The organism is Microcoleus pseudofavosus SVA1_A4 (genome assembly GCF_036700565.1).
Classification (GTDB): domain Bacteria; phylum Cyanobacteriota; class Cyanobacteriia; order Cyanobacteriales; family Microcoleaceae; genus Microcoleus.
The window spans coordinates 69,698-85,415 of the sequence record NZ_JAUBPE010000003.1; the positions used below are offsets into that span (position 1 = coordinate 69,698).

Consider the following 15,718-nt stretch of genomic DNA (forward strand, 5'->3'; position numbering starts at 1 on the left):
GAGGCGGCGCTGTCTCTGCTAAAATTTTAAAAGCAAGACGCCCAGCGCTGGATATTCAGTGAACCTGTCATCTTTGAATTTTTTTCGCGGTTTGCGCGCCGAAAACAAGCAGTTTGCAGTTATTGGTTTGGGACGCTTCGGCAAAGCTGTGTGTTCGACTCTGCACAGCTTGGGTTACGAAGTCCTCGGAATTGACACCGACGAAAAAAAAGTAACTCAAGCTTTGAACGATCGCATTGCTGCTCACGTTTTGCAGTTAGATTCTACTGAACCTAATGCTCTTAAAGGAGCAGGTATATTTGAATTTGAAACAGTGATTGTGGCGATCGGCAATTACCTAGCAGAAAGCATTACCACCACCCTAAATCTTAAGGAAGGCGGGGTAACTCACGTAATAGCTAAGGCTTCCTCGGAAACTCACTTGAAAATTTTGCAAAAAGTCGGCGCCGATCATGTGGTTTTTCCAGAACGAGAAATGGGCGACTCTTTGGCCCGCATTCTTACAAAACCCAGCATTCTAGAACGCTTTGACCTCGACCCCGATCACAGCATAGTTGAGTTGCTCGTTCCTGAAAAGTTTGACGGTAAAACCATCTCCGATTTGGAGCTCCGGCGCAGGTATGGTTTGAACTTGCTAGCAGTCGGTCGCGCCGACAAGTTCGAGATCAATCCGCAGCCAAACGAACGCTTGAAAAAGGGCGAGGTGATGGTAGTAATTGGTTCTAATAAAGATATCAATCGCTTGCCAATTTAACAGCTCGCTATTTTACGCACATCTAGGAGCAAGGTGCGCCCGCGCACCCTGCCAACTTGGAAAATTTATTAGATTAAAAATTGTATCAGCACCCTACGATCGCGCGATCGCAACTCTTCTTCAGCGCCTGCTCTAAATATTCATCCCAATCTCAAGATATTTTGCACGTAAGCTTTGCCCCAAACTAGCACGACTAGCACCAGACCGAGTTCGATCGGCCAAGGACACGCCGCCACAAACCAAATCAAGCAACCCACCCCAATGATTGCCGCCATAGGACGCGGAATTCCGTCCAGGGTTCTTCTGTCAGTCCCTGTACTAATCGCCGCAGCAATCAAAAAGAGGGTTAAGGGAATCAAGCAACTTGCGAGCATGGTTTTTACTCCATCAGAAATTTTGGATGTATTGCAGATCGGTATATTGTAACAGTACATTAAAAATTTTAAAAAGCGAGATTAAATACGATATTATTTAAGGTTAGGTCATCAATAATCTGGCACAAACTTTTTTGAATTTTTAATTGCGTCCCCCCCTGCAAGTTATACTGGGCATTGCAGTCAGTTACTGTAGAGCGTGAATCAATGCTGGGAAAATTTTTTCGCAAGCCAGAATCAGAAAACAGCGATCGCGTCCCCCCGGGTCAACACCTCGCCAACGGCTTTCCCGTGCTGACCTACGGCGATACACCCTCGGTCAGCATTGAGAGTTGGGAATTTAAAGTCTGGGGATTGGCAAAACCAAAAACCTTCACTTGGTCGGACTTCCAGGCCATGCCCCAAAGTAACTTTACGGCCGATTTTCACTGCGTCACCCGGTGGTCAAAACTCGACGTGCAGTGGACTGGAGTCAAAGTCACAGATTTTATGAACTACATAGAAGTCGATCCGAAAGCTCTGCACGTCCTAGAACACTGCTACGGCGGCTACACCACTAACATTGCTCGCGCCGACTTCCTGCGAGAAGAAAACTTTTTCGCCCACACCGTCTTCGGCGAACCCCTATCCCCAGACCACGGCGGCCCGATGCGGCTGGTAGTTCCGCACTTGTACGCTTGGAAAAGCGCCAAATGGATTAACGGCCTGGAGTTTACCGAAACCGAAGAACTCGGTTTTTGGGAACGCAACGGCTACCACCGGCGGGGCGAACCTTGGGCAGAGGAACGCTACAGCGGTTTGTTTTGATGGGGTCGATCGCCAGCCCCCGGACTTGCCCAGAGCTTCTATATACGGTATTTGTTGAGGAGCAATCTGCTCTTTGACAATCAAGCAATTTAGTCACAAGCCCCCGGATTCATCCGTGGAGCTCGGAATCCTCATCACAAGCCCCCGGATTTATCCGTGGGGTCGCTTTCTAAAATCTAAAATCTAAAATCTAAAATCGCTTGACCGCTTCAATCTGCTTCAATCGCATCTCGATCGCATTTTTGGGAGCTGTCACGGCGCCGGCTCCCTCTAATTTAACCAAAAGACATCAACCCAACGATCGCAGTTTGTACGTAATTTACCCGCTCGATCGACTGCTTTAACTCGCCTACGTAAGTGTTAAAAAACAAATATTCGCAGTTTCTGGTTAATATAAAACTCCTATAACTGTCAGTTTGCCCTGGTGTCACCGTGTTTATACTTAAGTGTTTGCTTTTGAGAATTTAGACTTGGAATAAAATCAAAAATTAGCACGAGCCAGACCGCAATCCGTTTTGCCCCTCCGCGCTCCCATGCCAGTCAAGACAAGGTTTTCAGCGACAATTTTTATAATTACTTTGTGTGTATTCTTAGGGAGCGATCGCCCACAAGCCTATTCGATGACAGCATTTGTGAAGGAGCTGTAAAGGCTTGATAAAGAGTCTGTCAAAATTCACCTAAAGTGCGAAAAACACAAAGAAAGTATTCCATAATCAAATTATTAAAATAGTCGCACAGAGGAACAAGTTATGAATACCAAACTCTTATTCGCCCTAGCAGCTACCGCAACCGCAACAGCTCTGTTTGGCGCTGGAGCTCCAGCTCAGGCCTTCTCCTTTGGTACCAGCGGCATCACATTCGAGCAAGATACAAGTGTCAACTTTAAGTTCCAAGAATCTCACGGCGCGTACATTTCATCTTTGGGAATTTACAGCGTGAAGGACTCGGCGACCTCTCTAGTTAGCACCCTGTTTTCGGAAACTAAATCCTCAGACAACGGCGGCGAGAACGAATGGAAAGGATCTCTGGGCAATACTGTCAAGGGTTCTGGCTCGGCAGTATTCACATTCCTGGCAAATCAAGTTTACACTTTGGGACTCAGCAGCAATCTCTGGGGGTCGTCGCAGGGCACTGTCTACTCGACCTCAGCTTTGAACGCCGGCAGCCAGCAAGCAGTGTTTGGCGGGGCGTCGCCACTGTGGAACGCACTCGGCAAAGAAACAACGAACATCTTCCAAGCTGCCGGACAATTCACAGACGGAACTGGTTCTCTGTCTAAGGGAGGCACGCTAATCTCCTTTGACGATCGCGGTAACGCCAACGACGCAGACTTCCAAGACTTCACCGTGACCGCCGAAGCAGTTCCCGAACCGATTACGATGACTGGTTTGGCTCTCGGTTTCGGCGGCTTGGTTGCAGCACGCCGCCGCCGCGCTAGCAAGACGGCTTCCTAAATTTTTTAACCCGAACGATCGGCTCAATTACCTTTTACAAAAAAGAATAGGATTTGCTGGCGCGCTGATGGGAAATCGGCTCGCCTTTTTCTTGATTTCAACAACTTGATTTCAACAAAAGGACATCTCGATATTATCCGTCGCTAGCTGAATTTGACGCAGAGTTGTTCGATGAGTTCAAGCCGTACAAATTCACCAATACGGGTTGAGGAATTTTAATGCCCGCTCATCGCACCCGGCTTTAATCGCCACCACAACCCGGGTTTTTATCCGCCGCACCAGTGACAAGTTCCGGCAGCGTCCAATAGCGGACAATTAGATGCAATGAACCATCTTAAGGCCTGAAATATCTACTTCTGCCGTTGGTTGCGACAAAACGCCTTTTACTTCGGAAATAGCTTCAAATAAAATTTCACTTGTTAGAGAGGGCTGGGTATCGCAGTCTAATTGTTAAATTTCCAGTAAAAATTTTTAGGCAAATAATCGCTCGCTGGCTCACTTATTATTTTGCCAGACCGGGAGCATCCCAATTTCGTAAAAAGCCTTTTTTAGGAGCGCTCACGTCGTCCATAGCGAACGGCATAGGTCGTTCGCTATGGACGACGTGAGCGCGCTATATTATCCAAATATATTATTCTGATGCAACCGTCCACGGTCTGAAAGCAAAAATGGGATGATCCCGCCAGACCCTCGTTTTATGCTAGATTCAACAAACAATGATGTGATAGATGTCATTTATCTACTGCTTAGTTCATTCCCCGGAAAAACAGAAAGATGAATTTTGATTTGCAGGAACTGATTAAAACCTTCGGCTATTTGGGGATTTGGGGTATTGTGTTCGCGGAATCTGGATTGCTGTTCGGTTTTTTTCTGCCGGGAGACAGCTTGCTGTTTGCTGCTGGAGTTGTGGCTGCTGGGCCCGACTCTCTGAATATTTGGACGCTAATTTTTGGGGCTTTTGTCTGCGCGGTGGCTGGCGATAATGTTGGCTATGCAACGGGACACCGTTGGGGCCGTCGCTTATTTCAGAAGGAAGATTCGTGGCTGTTTAAGAAAGAATATTTAGAAAAAACCGAAAACTTCTACGAAAAACACGGTCAAAAAGCAGTTGTACTGGCGAGATTTATGCCAATTGTCCGCACTTTTGCGCCGATAGTGGCGGGCGTGGCGGCAATGAAATACAAAACTTTTATGTTTTATAACCTCGTCGGCGGGTTTGTGTGGACGGTGGGGATAACGCTGCTGGGTTATTATTTGGGAAAAATGATTCCTCCCGATCGAGTTGACGAATATTTACTGCCGATTGTTTTGGGAATAATTGTATTTTCTTTTGTGCCTTCTATTATTCATATAATTCAAGAACGCCGCGCTAACAAAAAAGATTGAGCTCGCGATCGCCCGACAGGAATTTTTGACCAAGAATTTGTTGATGGTACCCGCCACGTGATTTATCCGTGGAATCAATCGAAAGCATCTCAAATCTCAAATCCTCAAGCCCCCGAATTTATCCGTGGGGTCAATCCAAAATCCAAAATCTAAAATCTAAAATCGAATGACTCTCGCGGTGGGGGTGACTCCCCCGTGCCGATCGCAAATTGGTCGATCGAACACAATCAAAATTTAAGATTAGCACCGCCCACCCCAAGCGATTAAAATCACAGCACTTGCCCGCCGAGGGGTTAATCTGCTAAAACTAACAAAGTTTGATGATTTCTGGGAAAGAACATACATGGTTGCTACATCCGTCAAGATTAAACACGAAGTCAAAGACTTGTCCCTCGCCCCCTTGGGAAAGCAACGCATCGAGTGGGCAGGCCGGGAAATGCCCGTTTTGCGGCAAATTCAAGAACGCTTCGCTAAAGAAAAGCCTTTCGCTGGCATTCGCTTGGCTGCTTGCTGCCACGTAACCACAGAAACCGCTCATTTGGCGATCGCCATCAAACTCGGCGGTGGCGACGCCGTACTGATCGCCAGCAACCCCTTGAGCACTCAAGATGACGTAGCGGCTTGCTTAGTTGAAGACTACGGGATTTCCGTCTTCGCCCTCAAAGGAGAAGACGCGGCTACCTACGAACGTCACGTCTACACAGCCCTAGACCACCGCCCCAATATTATCATCGACGACGGCAGCGACGTGGTAGCTGCTCTGATCCAGCACCGCCCCAACCAAATTTCCGACTTGATCGGAACTACCGAAGAAACTACCACAGGCATCGTCCGCCTGCGGGCAATGTTGAAAGACGGTGTGCTGACTTTCCCCGCAATGAACGTCAACGACGCCGACACCAAGCACTTCTTCGACAACCGCTACGGTACCGGTCAATCTACCCTAGACGGCATTATCCGCGCTACCAACATCTTGTTAGCCGGTAAAAATATTGTAGTTGCAGGTTACGGTTGGTGCGGCAAAGGCACGGCACTGCGGGCTCGCGGCATGGGCGCTAACGTAATTGTCACTGAAATCGATCCGATTCGGGCGATCGAAGCAGTGATGGACGGTTTCCGCGTCATGCCGATGGACGAAGCAGCAACAGTCGGAGATATATTCATTACCGTTACCGGCAACAAACACGTCATTCGTGCCGAACATTTCGACACCATGAAAGACGGCGCAATTGTTTGCAATTCCGGTCACTTCGACATTGAAATCGACCTCAAATCCCTCGGCGCAAAAAGCACCGACGTGAAAACAGTCCGGTCTTTCACTCAAGAATATCACCTCAATAATGGCAAGTCGGTTATTGTGTTGGGCGAAGGCCGTTTGATCAACTTGGCAGCAGCCGAAGGACACCCCAGCGCCGTGATGGATATGAGCTTTGCTAACCAAGCTTTAGCCTGCGAATATCTGGTTGCGAACAAAGGCAAACTAGAGCCTGGTATTCACTCAATCCCCGTGGAAGTTGACAAAGAAATTGCCCGTCTCAAGTTGGAAGCAATGGGTATTTACATTGATACCTTGACTGCCGAGCAAATTGAGTACACTAACTCTTGGACTTCGGGCACTTAATCATCCATCTATCCCTACGGTAGGGACACGGCATTGCCGTGTCCGTAGGTGTCAACTTAAGCTTTGAGTCCGTCAGTCCTATCGCCCACCCGCTAGTCCGCCAGGGAATGAATTCCCTGTCTCATAGCGAAAGTCCTCTCAAAGAGGACTGAATAGCTCATTAGTCCTCTTTGAGAGGACTTCTACTTTGAGGCAGGGGTTTTAACCGCTGCCGGACTATCGGTTGTACGTTAAGTTGACACCAATGGGCATTGCCGTGTCCCTACTTCATACTTGGAATACGCTGTATTAAGCCTTTGGCAAAGCCTGAGAACAAGCAATTCCTTCTTCCTTCTTCCTTCTTCCTTCTTCCTTCTTCCTTCTTCCTTCTTCCTTCTTCCTTCTTCCTTCTTCCTTCCGCTATACCTATTACCAAATTATTAAATCAAAATGGTTGAATGGATAACTAACACAATGCAGTCTATGGGCTATCTGGGAATAGGGCTGTTGATGTTTTTGGAAAACCTTTTCCCGCCCATCCCCTCAGAATTGATTATGCCGCTGGCAGGATTCACGGCATCGAAGGGCGATATGCAGTTGGCACCGGCGATCGCAGCAGGAGTAATCGGCACAGTTCTAGGAGCACTTCCTTGGTACTATGCCGGTAAACTATTGAGCGAAGAACGCTTAAAAAAGCTAGCTGACAAATACGGCAAATGGATAACAGTATCCGGCGCCGATATTGACAAAGCGAATAGATGGTTTAACAGACACGGCAACAAAGCCGTGTTTTTGTGTCGCCTCGTACCGGGAGTTCGTACCCTAATTTCCCTGCCCGCTGGCATCAATAATATGGCTTTAATCCCGTTTTTAACCTACTCAACAGGCGGCACTATTTTGTGGGTGAGTTTACTTACTTTTGCCGGATATAAACTAGGCGAAAATTATGCACTTGTAGATGATTATCTTGCCCCTGTTTCCAAAATAGTTGTGGTGATTATTGTCATCGGGTTTATTTTGTGGGTTGTAAAAAAGAATATGCAGAAGGAAAAATATCGCAAATAAACGCAAATTATATGAAAATAATCTGCCTTTCTCTGGGTTCATCTGCTGCTACAATCAATCGCCATTTGGACTCGCTTCCAGCATCTTCCCAACAGTAGCGCTGAAATAGAGATGCGCATATTATATCTAAACTTCTGCTATCTTTGCTACTTTCTTAAATTTACTTTTAAATTTACGATCGCCCGATCGCAGTGAGGGGCAGCCCATCGCCCAAAAATCTAACTTAAATTTATACAAATATTTATGATGGGTTGAGGTTTAGACAGATAATCGTGGCAAAATAGGGAACATTGCTATCCGCACTGTTAAGATATGTACGAAAAGATTGTAGCTCCGACAACTGGTTCTAAAATTACTTTCTCTGACGGTTCGCCGATCGTCCCCAATGACCCGATTATTCCCTTCATTCGCGGCGACGGTACCGGTGTGGACTTGTGGCCGGCATCCCAGAAAGTCATGGATGCTGCGGTAGAAAAGGCTTACGGCGGCGAACGAAAAATCAACTGGTTCAAAATATATGTAGGCGACGAAGCTTGCGATGTCTACGGTACTTACCAATATTTGCCCCAGGATTCCTTAGACGCCATCAAAGAATACGGAGTCGCCATCAAAGGCCCGCTGACAACGCCAATTGGGGGCGGCATTCGATCGCTAAACGTAGCTTTGCGGCAAATCTTTGACCTTTACGCCTGCGTGCGGCCCTGCAAATATTATGATGGAACCCCATCGCTGCACAAAACTCCTGAACTGCTAGACGTAATTATTTACCGGGAAAATACAGAAGATATTTACCTAGGAATTGAATGGCCCAAAGGCAGCGAAATCGGCAAAAAATTGATTGAATTCCTCAATAACGAGTTAATTCCAGCCACACCAGAACACGGCAAAAAACAAATTCGCCTCGATTCTGGCATCGGAATTAAACCCATTAGCAAAACAGGTTCTCAGCGTTTGGTGCGACGGGCGCTCGCCCACGCTTTGCGGTTGCCGAAAGACAAGCAGCAAGTGACTTTGGTGCACAAAGGCAACATCATGAAATACACCGAAGGAGCTTTCCGAGATTGGGGTTACGAGCTGGCAACCACCGAATATCGCGCTCAGTGCGTGACTGAAAGAGAGTCTTGGATTCTGGGCAACAAAGAACAAAATCCAGACATTAGCTTGGAAGAAAACGCCCGCCAAATAGATCCGGGATACGATGCTTTGACGCCTGAAAAACAAGCCATAATTCGTCAAGAAGTCGCCGATGTTCTATTTACAATTTGGGACAGTCACGGCAGCGGCCAGTGGAAGGAAAAAATTATGGTCAACGACCGAATTGCTGACAGTATTTTCCAACAAATTCAAACTCGACCGGGCGAATATTCCATTTTGGCAACCATGAATTTGAACGGGGATTATTTGTCCGATGCGGCGGCCGCCATTGTCGGCGGATTGGGCATGGGCCCCGGCGCGAATATTGGTGATGAATGTGCAGTTTTTGAGGCGACTCACGGCACTGCACCGAAACACGCCGGTTTAGATAAAGTCAATCCCGGTTCGCTGATTTTGTCTGGGGTGATGATGTTGGAATATATGGGATGGCAGGAAGCGGCCGACTTGATTAAGAAGGGTTTGGGTGCGGCAATTTCTAATGGTGAAGTTACCTACGATTTGGCGAGGTTGATGGAGCCGCCGGTGCCGGAGTTAAAGTGTTCGGAGTTTGCTGAGTCGATTATTAAGCATTTCGCTGATTGAGTTTGAGGGCTTTTTCAAACCCCAGATTAATGCTGTTTCTTAAGAACGGGCAAGCGTGCCCGTTCCACAAAAAGTCAACTTCTTAAGAACGGGCACGCGTGCCCGTTCCACAAAAGTCAACTTGCTTGTGGGGTGTCCCGCCCGCCCGAAAATACAATTTAGACGCGGGGCTTATGAGGATGGAATTGCCATTCCGCGCTCAACGGCGGGACGCTTCTGCAAGGTTTCTACCCAGCGTTTGAGGTGGGGGTGGTTGTCGAGGGTTAATCCTTGAAATTCGTAAATAGCAACCCAGGGATAGGTAGCCATGTCGGCGATCGAATAGTCGCCGCAGATGTATTCGTATTTTGCTAGTTGAGTGTCTAATACTCCGTAGAGGCGCAATGTTTCTTTTTCGTAGCGCCCGATCGCATAGGGAATTTGTTCGGGTGCAAAGCGTTTGAAGTGGTTTAGTTGACCGAACATCGGGCCGACGCTGGCCATTTGAAACATCAGCCACTCCATAACTTGAAAGTATTTTTGTTTGTCGGTGGGCAGAAATCTACCACTTTTTTCGGCAAGATAGATCAGAATAGCGCCGGACTCGAAGACGGTGATGCCGTTATCTCGATCGACTATCGCCGGAATTTTGCTGTTGGGGTTGATGGCGATGAACTCGGGGCTAAATTGGTCGTTTTTTGTGATGTCAATGACGTGCACGCTGTAGGGTAAACCTATTTCTTCGAGCATGATCGAGACTTTGCGGCCGTTTGGTGTGGTAAAAGTGTAGAGGTCGATCATAAGTTGTCCGCCTTTTCTCAAGCAAGTATAAACTATATTATAATAATTTAAGGCAAATATCTAATCATAATGGACATTATTGAAATTCTCAAAGACGATTATCAAAGATTCCCCGAAAATCAGACTTACAGCATTTATGCAAAAGATGTTTATTTTGAAGACCCGGTGAATCGATTTACCGGAGTCGATCGCTACCGCAAAATGATCGGGTTTATGGGGACTGTTTTTAAACAAATTAAACTCGACTTGCACAACATTTCCCAGTCGGGAGATACTATCGAAACTCGCTGGACTCTGAGCTGGATCGCACCGCTACCTTGGAAACCGAAAATGGCGATCGCTGGTAGAAGCGAACTTAAAGTCAACAATGACGGTTTAATCGTTTCCCACATCGATTACTGGAACTGTTCGCGGCTAGACGTGCTCAAACAACTGGTAATACCATTTTAAATTTTAGATTTTAGATTTTAGATGGGGAATGAGAGTAACCCCTTTGAGTAAGGTGCTTATACCGCACCCTACCGCAGGGCCCCTGTGCATCAGTCCTGTTAAATTAATTTCCGTTACATTCCGTTACAATAAAGAAGTAAAGAATTTTCAGGCGAGCTAAACAATCAATGCGCTTAATATTAATGACCGGAAAAGGCGGCGTCGGCAAAACCTCTGTAGCCGCTGCGACTGGGCTGCGGTGTGCCGAATTGGGATACAAAACCCTAGTGCTGAGCACAGATCCCGCTCACTCCTTAGCCGACAGCTTCGACATGGAACTCGGACACGATTCGCGGCTGGTGAAACCGAATTTGTGGGGAGCAGAATTAGACGCTCTCAGGGAATTAGAAGGCAATTGGGGAGCAGTTAAGCGCTACATTACTCAAGTCTTGCGAGCGCAGGGACTCGAAGGGGTGCAAGCTGAAGAATTAGCCATCTTGCCAGGAATGGATGAAATCTTCGGTTTAGTGCGAATGAAGCGGCATTACGACGAAGGCGAATTTGATGTTTTAATTATCGATTCTGCTCCGACTGGCACAGCATTAAGACTGCTAAGCTTGCCGGAAGTTGGCGGCTGGTACATGAGAAAATTTTACAAGCCGCTGCAAGGCATATCAGCCGCCCTTAGACCTTTAGTTGAACCTATTTTTAGACCAATTGCGGGTTTTTCTTTGCCAGATAAAGAGGTGATGGATGCACCTTACGAATTTTACGAACAAATTGAGGCTTTGGAAAAGATTTTAACCGACAATACTGTAACTTCGGTAAGGTTAGTTACCAATCCCGAAAAAATGGTAATTAAAGAGTCTTTGCGCGCTCATGCCTATTTGAGTTTGTACAATGTAGCCACTGATTTAGTAGTAGCTAACCGGATTATTCCCGAAGAAGTAACCGACCCATTTTTCAAACGATGGAAAGAAAGTCAGGAGCAGTACCGTCAGGAAATTCACGCAGATTTCATGCCGCTGCCAGTTAAGGAAGTGCCGCTTTATTCTGAAGAAATGTGCGGTTTGCCAGCGTTGGAACGCTTGAAAGAAACGCTTTATGCCAATGAAGATCCCAGTCAAGTTTATTACACAGAAAATACGATTAGGATTGTTCAGGACAATAATCAATATGTTCTAGAACTGTACTTGCCGGGAATTGCTAAGGATCAAATTCAGTTGAGCAAAACTGGAGATGAGTTGAATGTTCGGATTGGGAATCACCGCCGCAATATGGTTTTGCCGCAAGCTTTAGCCGCGCTGCAACCTTCGGGGGCAAAGATGGAGGATGATTATTTGAAAATTAAGTTTGCTTGATGCTACGGGTAAGGACACGGCATTGCCGTGTCCCTACAATTAATCGGGCGGTAGTTACATCTCTCGCGAGCATTATGGCCCGGAGTCATTGCCCGTGCTGCGATTATTTTGATGTAGGGAAACGGCATTGCCGTGTCCTCCGTTACTGCTAGATACAATTAACAGGATTTAGCGTGAACGACTTCGTTTAATGCCTCATCAATCACTGCATCGCTGACACCTCGACGCTTCAAACTTGCTACTAAGGCTGTCACTGTATCGCTCTCAAATCGTTCTAAATCAACGCGCAAACCTTGACCGATATAAGCACGAATTAATGGCTGATAACCCGAAAAACCCAACAATGGTGCAACTTTCTTTAGGTCTTCCACAACATCTTCGGGCATACGAATCGTCACGCTAGTCATTGGACGGTTGCGGTTTAATCGCTGCTTTAATGCTTCAATCTTCATACTCTGCCCTCTCCTGACGAGTTGCTTTACGTGCTGAAATAATCCGAATGACATTTTCTTCACGCTCAACGTGAACCACATACAGTAGATTCCACCGACTATCTAGCCCAATCACAGCATCACGCGCTTCCTCATTGAGGCTGGCATCAACGACAACTAGAAATGGGTCAAAGAAGCATTCAGCAGCTTGTTGAAAAGTAACCCCATCATGATTTGTGGGATGTATCCGCGCTTTTGAGTCATCCCATACAAAGGTAATGCCATTGAGCACGAAGTATACATTCATGCTCCCTAGTATAGGTAAAATGTATTTACAATGTCAATACGTTATTCACAAAAAACGATGGTTTTCAAACTACTGCCACAGCCTGTGCTGCTTGTTGGGCATTTCACTTGTGTTTTTCCATGAACACGAACGACAGGGGTTTGTTTATTTTTTCACTCTTGAATAGCTTGTATCCGAGCCGCTGATAAAGACGAATGTTGCGGCTCTTTTGCCCGTGAACAATTCAAAACGCTGCGCCTGCCCAAACCAGGATTCGATGTGTATCATAGCAGACCATAACTCTTCGCAGACTCCAACGAAATGTCTGGGAGATTACGAAGCATATCATCCCATGTCTTCTGTGCTTGCAGCGCTTCTATAACGACTTGAAGCGGCTCTGAGAATATGGCTGGAAAATCTGCCTCTTCGGAAAACTGAATCTTATACGCTAACTGTTCTTGAGGTGGAGTGAACTGAGCGTTGACTGCTTCTTTGTTACCTCTTGCATCAACTCGATACCAACCAAATTCAGGTAAATGGATGGCATTGAAACCGTGCAAAGTATACGGCGCACCCTTGTCATCAATACTCAACCGCTGGTAGCAAAGACCTGCTGGAATTTCATTTGCTCTTAGTAACGCTGCTAACAAGTGACTTTTCGCATAGCAATACCCTGTTTTGTGCTGAAGTACATCTGAAGCTCTACAGGTCACAGGACTCATTTGATAGTCATAACTGTGACGAATTTCTTCTCGCACCCACTCAAAGCAAGCCTTAGCTATCGCCGTTGGTGTCTCATATCCCGATGCGATTTGTTTAGCACATTCCATAATTTCAGGATGCTGCCAATCAATAACTTCACTCTCTTTCAAGTATTCTTCCATGTCAACCGCTAGGAACGCTACAGCCTCAATTGTAAACACCTTACCAACAAATGTCAACACTGTTAGCTACTAACCTTTCCATCTTCTGTGCCCTCTGTGGTTCCTTCACTCTTTCCTACATTAACCTCAATCTTTTTCTGCTGGCGTTCCGACGCTGCTTTTTGCAGCATTTTCAACCTTTCTGGGTCAGCATTCGATCGCCAAAACAACTTATGATCCTTAATCTTAACGCAATTTTCCTCCAAACACTTTACCCATTCCCGATGCTTTTTAACTGCGCCACGATCGAGAATCCCTAACTTTTCTTCTTGGCGGGTGAGTTTCGCAAACTTTTCGTAATGGGGATAACTAGCAGTAACAAAAGCTTCTTTTCTAACTAAAATTGGTGGGTTGTACAAATCAGAATAGTCTTGATAGCTCACAGAAAGGTCCCGCAAATCTATGTGCATAGAAGTGTGAAGGGCTGGATGCGGGTTAGTGTCAAAATCGGGATAAAATAAATAGGAAATTTTAGGTTTGCGAGCGTGAAATTTGATGATTGTAGCGCCGTCAAGCCTGCCAATTGTGCGGTTGGCGCAGCCTTCGTAGAGCCGCAGCAAAGGGTCTAGTTCTTCTAATGCAGAGACGTGTACTGAAAGGAAACCCTGCTGTTTGTAGCCGATCGCACTATCTTCGCAGCAGTCAGCAACAATATCAGCTTTGCCCAAACTGTATAGCATTAAATCAGCCAAAGTGCAAGCTTTTTGATAATTGTCAAACAAACCTTTGATGTCGTTGCGGATTTGAGCCGGGAGTCGGCGCATCGAAGGTCGATCGCCCAAACCGTTGAGAGCGAGATATACTAGCAAATCCTGGCGGCGCTTGTCGGCGATTGTCTCCCAATCATCCGCATCCGTTGCTTGCAAAATCACCCTCCAAGCGCGATTAAAACTGTGGAATTCCCCCTTAATTACCGATTCTTCAGCTAATTCGCCTTTAACAGGAAGGCGGCCCCGATCGCTCACAAAAGCCATCAAAGGAGCCAGCATTTCCGCATAATCCTCAAACCGCTTAACTTGCGATCGCACCCTGGGAGTCGATAAGTGCGATCGAAACCGAGAAGCACGAAAACCTTCACCCTCCGCAGCATCCCGAAACACAAAATAAATCCCCAAAGCCACAGGAATCGCATCAACACTCAAAACTTGATCGATATAAACCTTCAACTCTTCTTGTTCGTAATACTTCTGAAAAGTATTCCGAGAAGTAATCACCCCATCCCCATAAGCAATTTGGCCTCGATCGCTATCATCAATCAAAACCTGAGCCGCTACAACTAATAAATTCTTAGTTAATTCCCAAGCATTCAGCAAAGCTTCTCGGCGTTCCGCCAAAGATTCAATTACATTAATCACGTAACCAATATTCACAATATCCGCACAAGTTCGCGGAGTATCCGGCTGATAGTATGGGTCCCAACCCGAAATAGCATAACCCTCTTCAGTAATACATTTAACATCCCCGCCGTAGCCACAACCGTAATCAAAAAAAGTCGCCCCATCCAAAAATAAATCAGCTTCCAAAACCAGACGCAAAGGTTTAGAAAGAGAGTTGCGTACCATCGCAGCTTTGTGTCGCTCGATTTTGGGAATTGATAGCTCGCTATTCTCCTGTTTCAAACGCTCGACAACAGCATGATCTTGAATTTCCACACCGCAATATCCCAAGTATTTGAGCCAACCCTCGCGAGTGCCGATAACGCTAGTATTGTCAAGCAGCCCCCATTTTTCTTCGCAGCGAGTCAGTCGAGCAAACTTTTCGTAATTGGGATAATCCGCAGCTACAAAAGTTTCCTTGCGGTGCAAAACAGGAGGATTTTCGCTGTTGCTGTAATCGAAATATTTAACTTCTCCTGTTTCCAGATTAATTTGGATGCTGGTTTGCAAAGCAGGATGAGCATCAGTATCGAAATCAGGGTAAAAAAGATAAGATATTTTAGGTTGATGGAGTGAAAATTTAATTAAAGTTGCTGCATCAATATTTTCGAGAGTGCGTCTGGCACAATTTTCGTAGATTCCGAGGACAGGGTTGAGTGTCGGTAAAGCAGAAACATGAACGTAAAAAGCCGTAGGTAATTTTTTTCCTACCTTGCTTTCCCGACAGCAGCGAGCCACTTTTGCCACCAGATTGTCAACACAAAAATTATTGATTTCCTCGGGCGGGTCTGGCACAGTATTTACTGAATCTTGCTCAGAAATAGCCTTGTTTTCATACAATAAAACTTTCCGAGCAAAAGCCATCAAAGGCGTTAGCAGTTCTCCATTATTTTCTAATGAATCGCTATCTAAAATAGTGTTTTTACTGGTATCATAATTCATAGCTAAATTAATT

Annotated in this window: 16 protein-coding genes; 10 read left to right on the forward strand and 6 right to left on the reverse strand. The window is 46.1% G+C overall.

Annotated features, from left to right (window positions below):
• The first annotated feature begins 58 nt into the window (after positions 1-58).
• Positions 59-754 carry a potassium channel family protein gene (locus QUA02_RS02085; RefSeq protein ID WP_333024921.1) on the forward strand — a complete coding sequence of 232 codons (696 nt, stop codon included), beginning with the start codon at positions 59-61 and terminating at the stop codon, positions 752-754.
• Positions 755-894: 140 nt separating this feature from the next.
• Here the strand turns inward: QUA02_RS02085 and QUA02_RS02090 are convergent, their stop codons facing one another.
• Positions 895-1,128, reverse strand: coding sequence for a hypothetical protein (locus QUA02_RS02090; RefSeq protein ID WP_333024923.1), 234 nt, complete (start codon positions 1,126-1,128; stop codon positions 895-897).
• Between the two features lie 207 nt (positions 1,129-1,335).
• On the opposite strand from QUA02_RS02090, the gene QUA02_RS02095 reads away from it, so the two are divergent.
• The 7 genes from QUA02_RS02095 to QUA02_RS02125 all read left to right on the forward strand — a co-directional run bounded on the left by QUA02_RS02095 (position 1,336) and on the right by QUA02_RS02125 (position 9,177).
• Positions 1,336-1,935, forward strand: a complete 600-nt coding sequence (locus QUA02_RS02095; RefSeq protein ID WP_333024925.1) for a sulfite oxidase-like oxidoreductase — start codon at positions 1,336-1,338, stop codon at positions 1,933-1,935.
• Positions 1,936-2,135: 200 nt separating this feature from the next.
• The gene (locus QUA02_RS02100; protein WP_333024926.1) at positions 2,136-2,279 is read left to right on the forward strand and encodes a hypothetical protein; all 144 of its coding nucleotides are present in this window, start codon (positions 2,136-2,138) and stop codon (positions 2,277-2,279) included.
• 405 nt (positions 2,280-2,684) lie between these two features.
• Positions 2,685-3,389: a PEP-CTERM sorting domain-containing protein gene (locus QUA02_RS02105; protein WP_333024927.1), complete on the forward strand. Its 705-nt coding sequence runs from the start codon at positions 2,685-2,687 to the stop codon at positions 3,387-3,389.
• 774 nt (positions 3,390-4,163) lie between these two features.
• Positions 4,164-4,775 carry a DedA family protein gene (locus QUA02_RS02110; protein ID WP_333024928.1) on the forward strand — a complete coding sequence of 204 codons (612 nt, stop codon included), beginning with the start codon at positions 4,164-4,166 and terminating at the stop codon, positions 4,773-4,775.
• A gap of 343 nt (positions 4,776-5,118) precedes the next feature.
• Complete coding sequence (gene ahcY / locus QUA02_RS02115) at positions 5,119-6,396, forward strand: adenosylhomocysteinase (protein WP_333024931.1); 1,278 nt, start codon at positions 5,119-5,121, stop codon at positions 6,394-6,396.
• A 429-nt stretch (positions 6,397-6,825) separates the two neighbouring features.
• Positions 6,826-7,440, forward strand: coding sequence for a DedA family protein (locus tag QUA02_RS02120; protein ID WP_333024934.1), 615 nt, complete (start codon positions 6,826-6,828; stop codon positions 7,438-7,440).
• A gap of 312 nt (positions 7,441-7,752) precedes the next feature.
• Entirely contained in the window at positions 7,753-9,177 is a 1,425-nt protein-coding gene (locus QUA02_RS02125) for an NADP-dependent isocitrate dehydrogenase (protein WP_333024936.1), read from the forward strand.
• Positions 9,178-9,348: 171 nt separating this feature from the next.
• On the opposite strand, the gene QUA02_RS02130 is transcribed toward QUA02_RS02125, so the two are convergent.
• Positions 9,349-9,957, reverse strand: a complete 609-nt coding sequence (locus tag QUA02_RS02130; protein WP_333024938.1) for a glutathione S-transferase N-terminal domain-containing protein — start codon at positions 9,955-9,957, stop codon at positions 9,349-9,351.
• Positions 9,958-10,026: 69 nt separating this feature from the next.
• Here QUA02_RS02130 and QUA02_RS02135 point away from each other — a divergent pair, with 69 nt between their 5' ends.
• Both QUA02_RS02135 and QUA02_RS02140 read left to right on the forward strand, forming a co-directional pair.
• Positions 10,027-10,407, forward strand: a complete 381-nt coding sequence (locus QUA02_RS02135; RefSeq protein ID WP_333024941.1) for a C6orf136 family protein — start codon at positions 10,027-10,029, stop codon at positions 10,405-10,407.
• Between the two features lie 167 nt (positions 10,408-10,574).
• Positions 10,575-11,747 (forward strand): TRC40/GET3/ArsA family transport-energizing ATPase, encoded by a 1,173-nt coding sequence (locus tag QUA02_RS02140; protein WP_333024944.1) that lies wholly within the window; start codon positions 10,575-10,577, stop codon positions 11,745-11,747.
• 158 nt (positions 11,748-11,905) lie between these two features.
• Here QUA02_RS02140 and QUA02_RS02145 read toward each other — a convergent pair whose 3' ends face one another.
• From QUA02_RS02145 to QUA02_RS02160, 4 genes are all read right to left on the reverse strand, one after another.
• The gene (locus tag QUA02_RS02145; protein WP_333024945.1) at positions 11,906-12,199 is read right to left on the reverse strand and encodes a hypothetical protein; all 294 of its coding nucleotides are present in this window, start codon (positions 12,197-12,199) and stop codon (positions 11,906-11,908) included.
• Positions 12,189-12,485, reverse strand: a complete 297-nt coding sequence (locus QUA02_RS02150; RefSeq protein WP_333024948.1) for a BrnT family toxin — start codon at positions 12,483-12,485, stop codon at positions 12,189-12,191. Before QUA02_RS02150 ends, QUA02_RS02145 begins: the two co-directional genes overlap by 11 nt.
• A gap of 263 nt (positions 12,486-12,748) precedes the next feature.
• Positions 12,749-13,408 (reverse strand): transglutaminase-like domain-containing protein, encoded by a 660-nt coding sequence (locus tag QUA02_RS02155; RefSeq protein WP_333024951.1) that lies wholly within the window; start codon positions 13,406-13,408, stop codon positions 12,749-12,751.
• Between the two features lie 2 nt (positions 13,409-13,410).
• The gene (locus QUA02_RS02160) at positions 13,411-15,705 is read right to left on the reverse strand and encodes a DNA phosphorothioation-associated putative methyltransferase (protein ID WP_333024952.1); all 2,295 of its coding nucleotides are present in this window, start codon (positions 15,703-15,705) and stop codon (positions 13,411-13,413) included.
• Positions 15,706-15,718 lie beyond the last annotated feature (13 nt).

Coding starts and splice junctions, on each gene's coding strand:
- QUA02_RS02160 (WP_333024952.1), bottom strand. CDS start 15,705: ATGAATTATGATACCAGTAAAAACACTATTTTAGATAGCGATTCATTA.
- QUA02_RS02090 (WP_333024923.1), bottom strand. CDS start 1,128: ATGCTCGCAAGTTGCTTGATTCCCTTAACCCTCTTTTTGATTGCTGCG.
- QUA02_RS02140 (WP_333024944.1), top strand. CDS start 10,575: ATGCGCTTAATATTAATGACCGGAAAAGGCGGCGTCGGCAAAACCTCT.
- QUA02_RS02105 (WP_333024927.1), top strand. CDS start 2,685: ATGAATACCAAACTCTTATTCGCCCTAGCAGCTACCGCAACCGCAACA.
- QUA02_RS02095 (WP_333024925.1), top strand. CDS start 1,336: ATGCTGGGAAAATTTTTTCGCAAGCCAGAATCAGAAAACAGCGATCGC.
- QUA02_RS02135 (WP_333024941.1), top strand. CDS start 10,027: ATGGACATTATTGAAATTCTCAAAGACGATTATCAAAGATTCCCCGAA.
- QUA02_RS02145 (WP_333024945.1), bottom strand. CDS start 12,199: ATGAAGATTGAAGCATTAAAGCAGCGATTAAACCGCAACCGTCCAATG.
- QUA02_RS02150 (WP_333024948.1), bottom strand. CDS start 12,485: ATGAATGTATACTTCGTGCTCAATGGCATTACCTTTGTATGGGATGAC.
- ahcY (WP_333024931.1), top strand. CDS start 5,119: ATGGTTGCTACATCCGTCAAGATTAAACACGAAGTCAAAGACTTGTCC.
- QUA02_RS02130 (WP_333024938.1), bottom strand. CDS start 9,957: ATGATCGACCTCTACACTTTTACCACACCAAACGGCCGCAAAGTCTCG.
- QUA02_RS02110 (WP_333024928.1), top strand. CDS start 4,164: ATGAATTTTGATTTGCAGGAACTGATTAAAACCTTCGGCTATTTGGGG.
- QUA02_RS02125 (WP_333024936.1), top strand. CDS start 7,753: ATGTACGAAAAGATTGTAGCTCCGACAACTGGTTCTAAAATTACTTTC.
- QUA02_RS02120 (WP_333024934.1), top strand. CDS start 6,826: ATGGTTGAATGGATAACTAACACAATGCAGTCTATGGGCTATCTGGGA.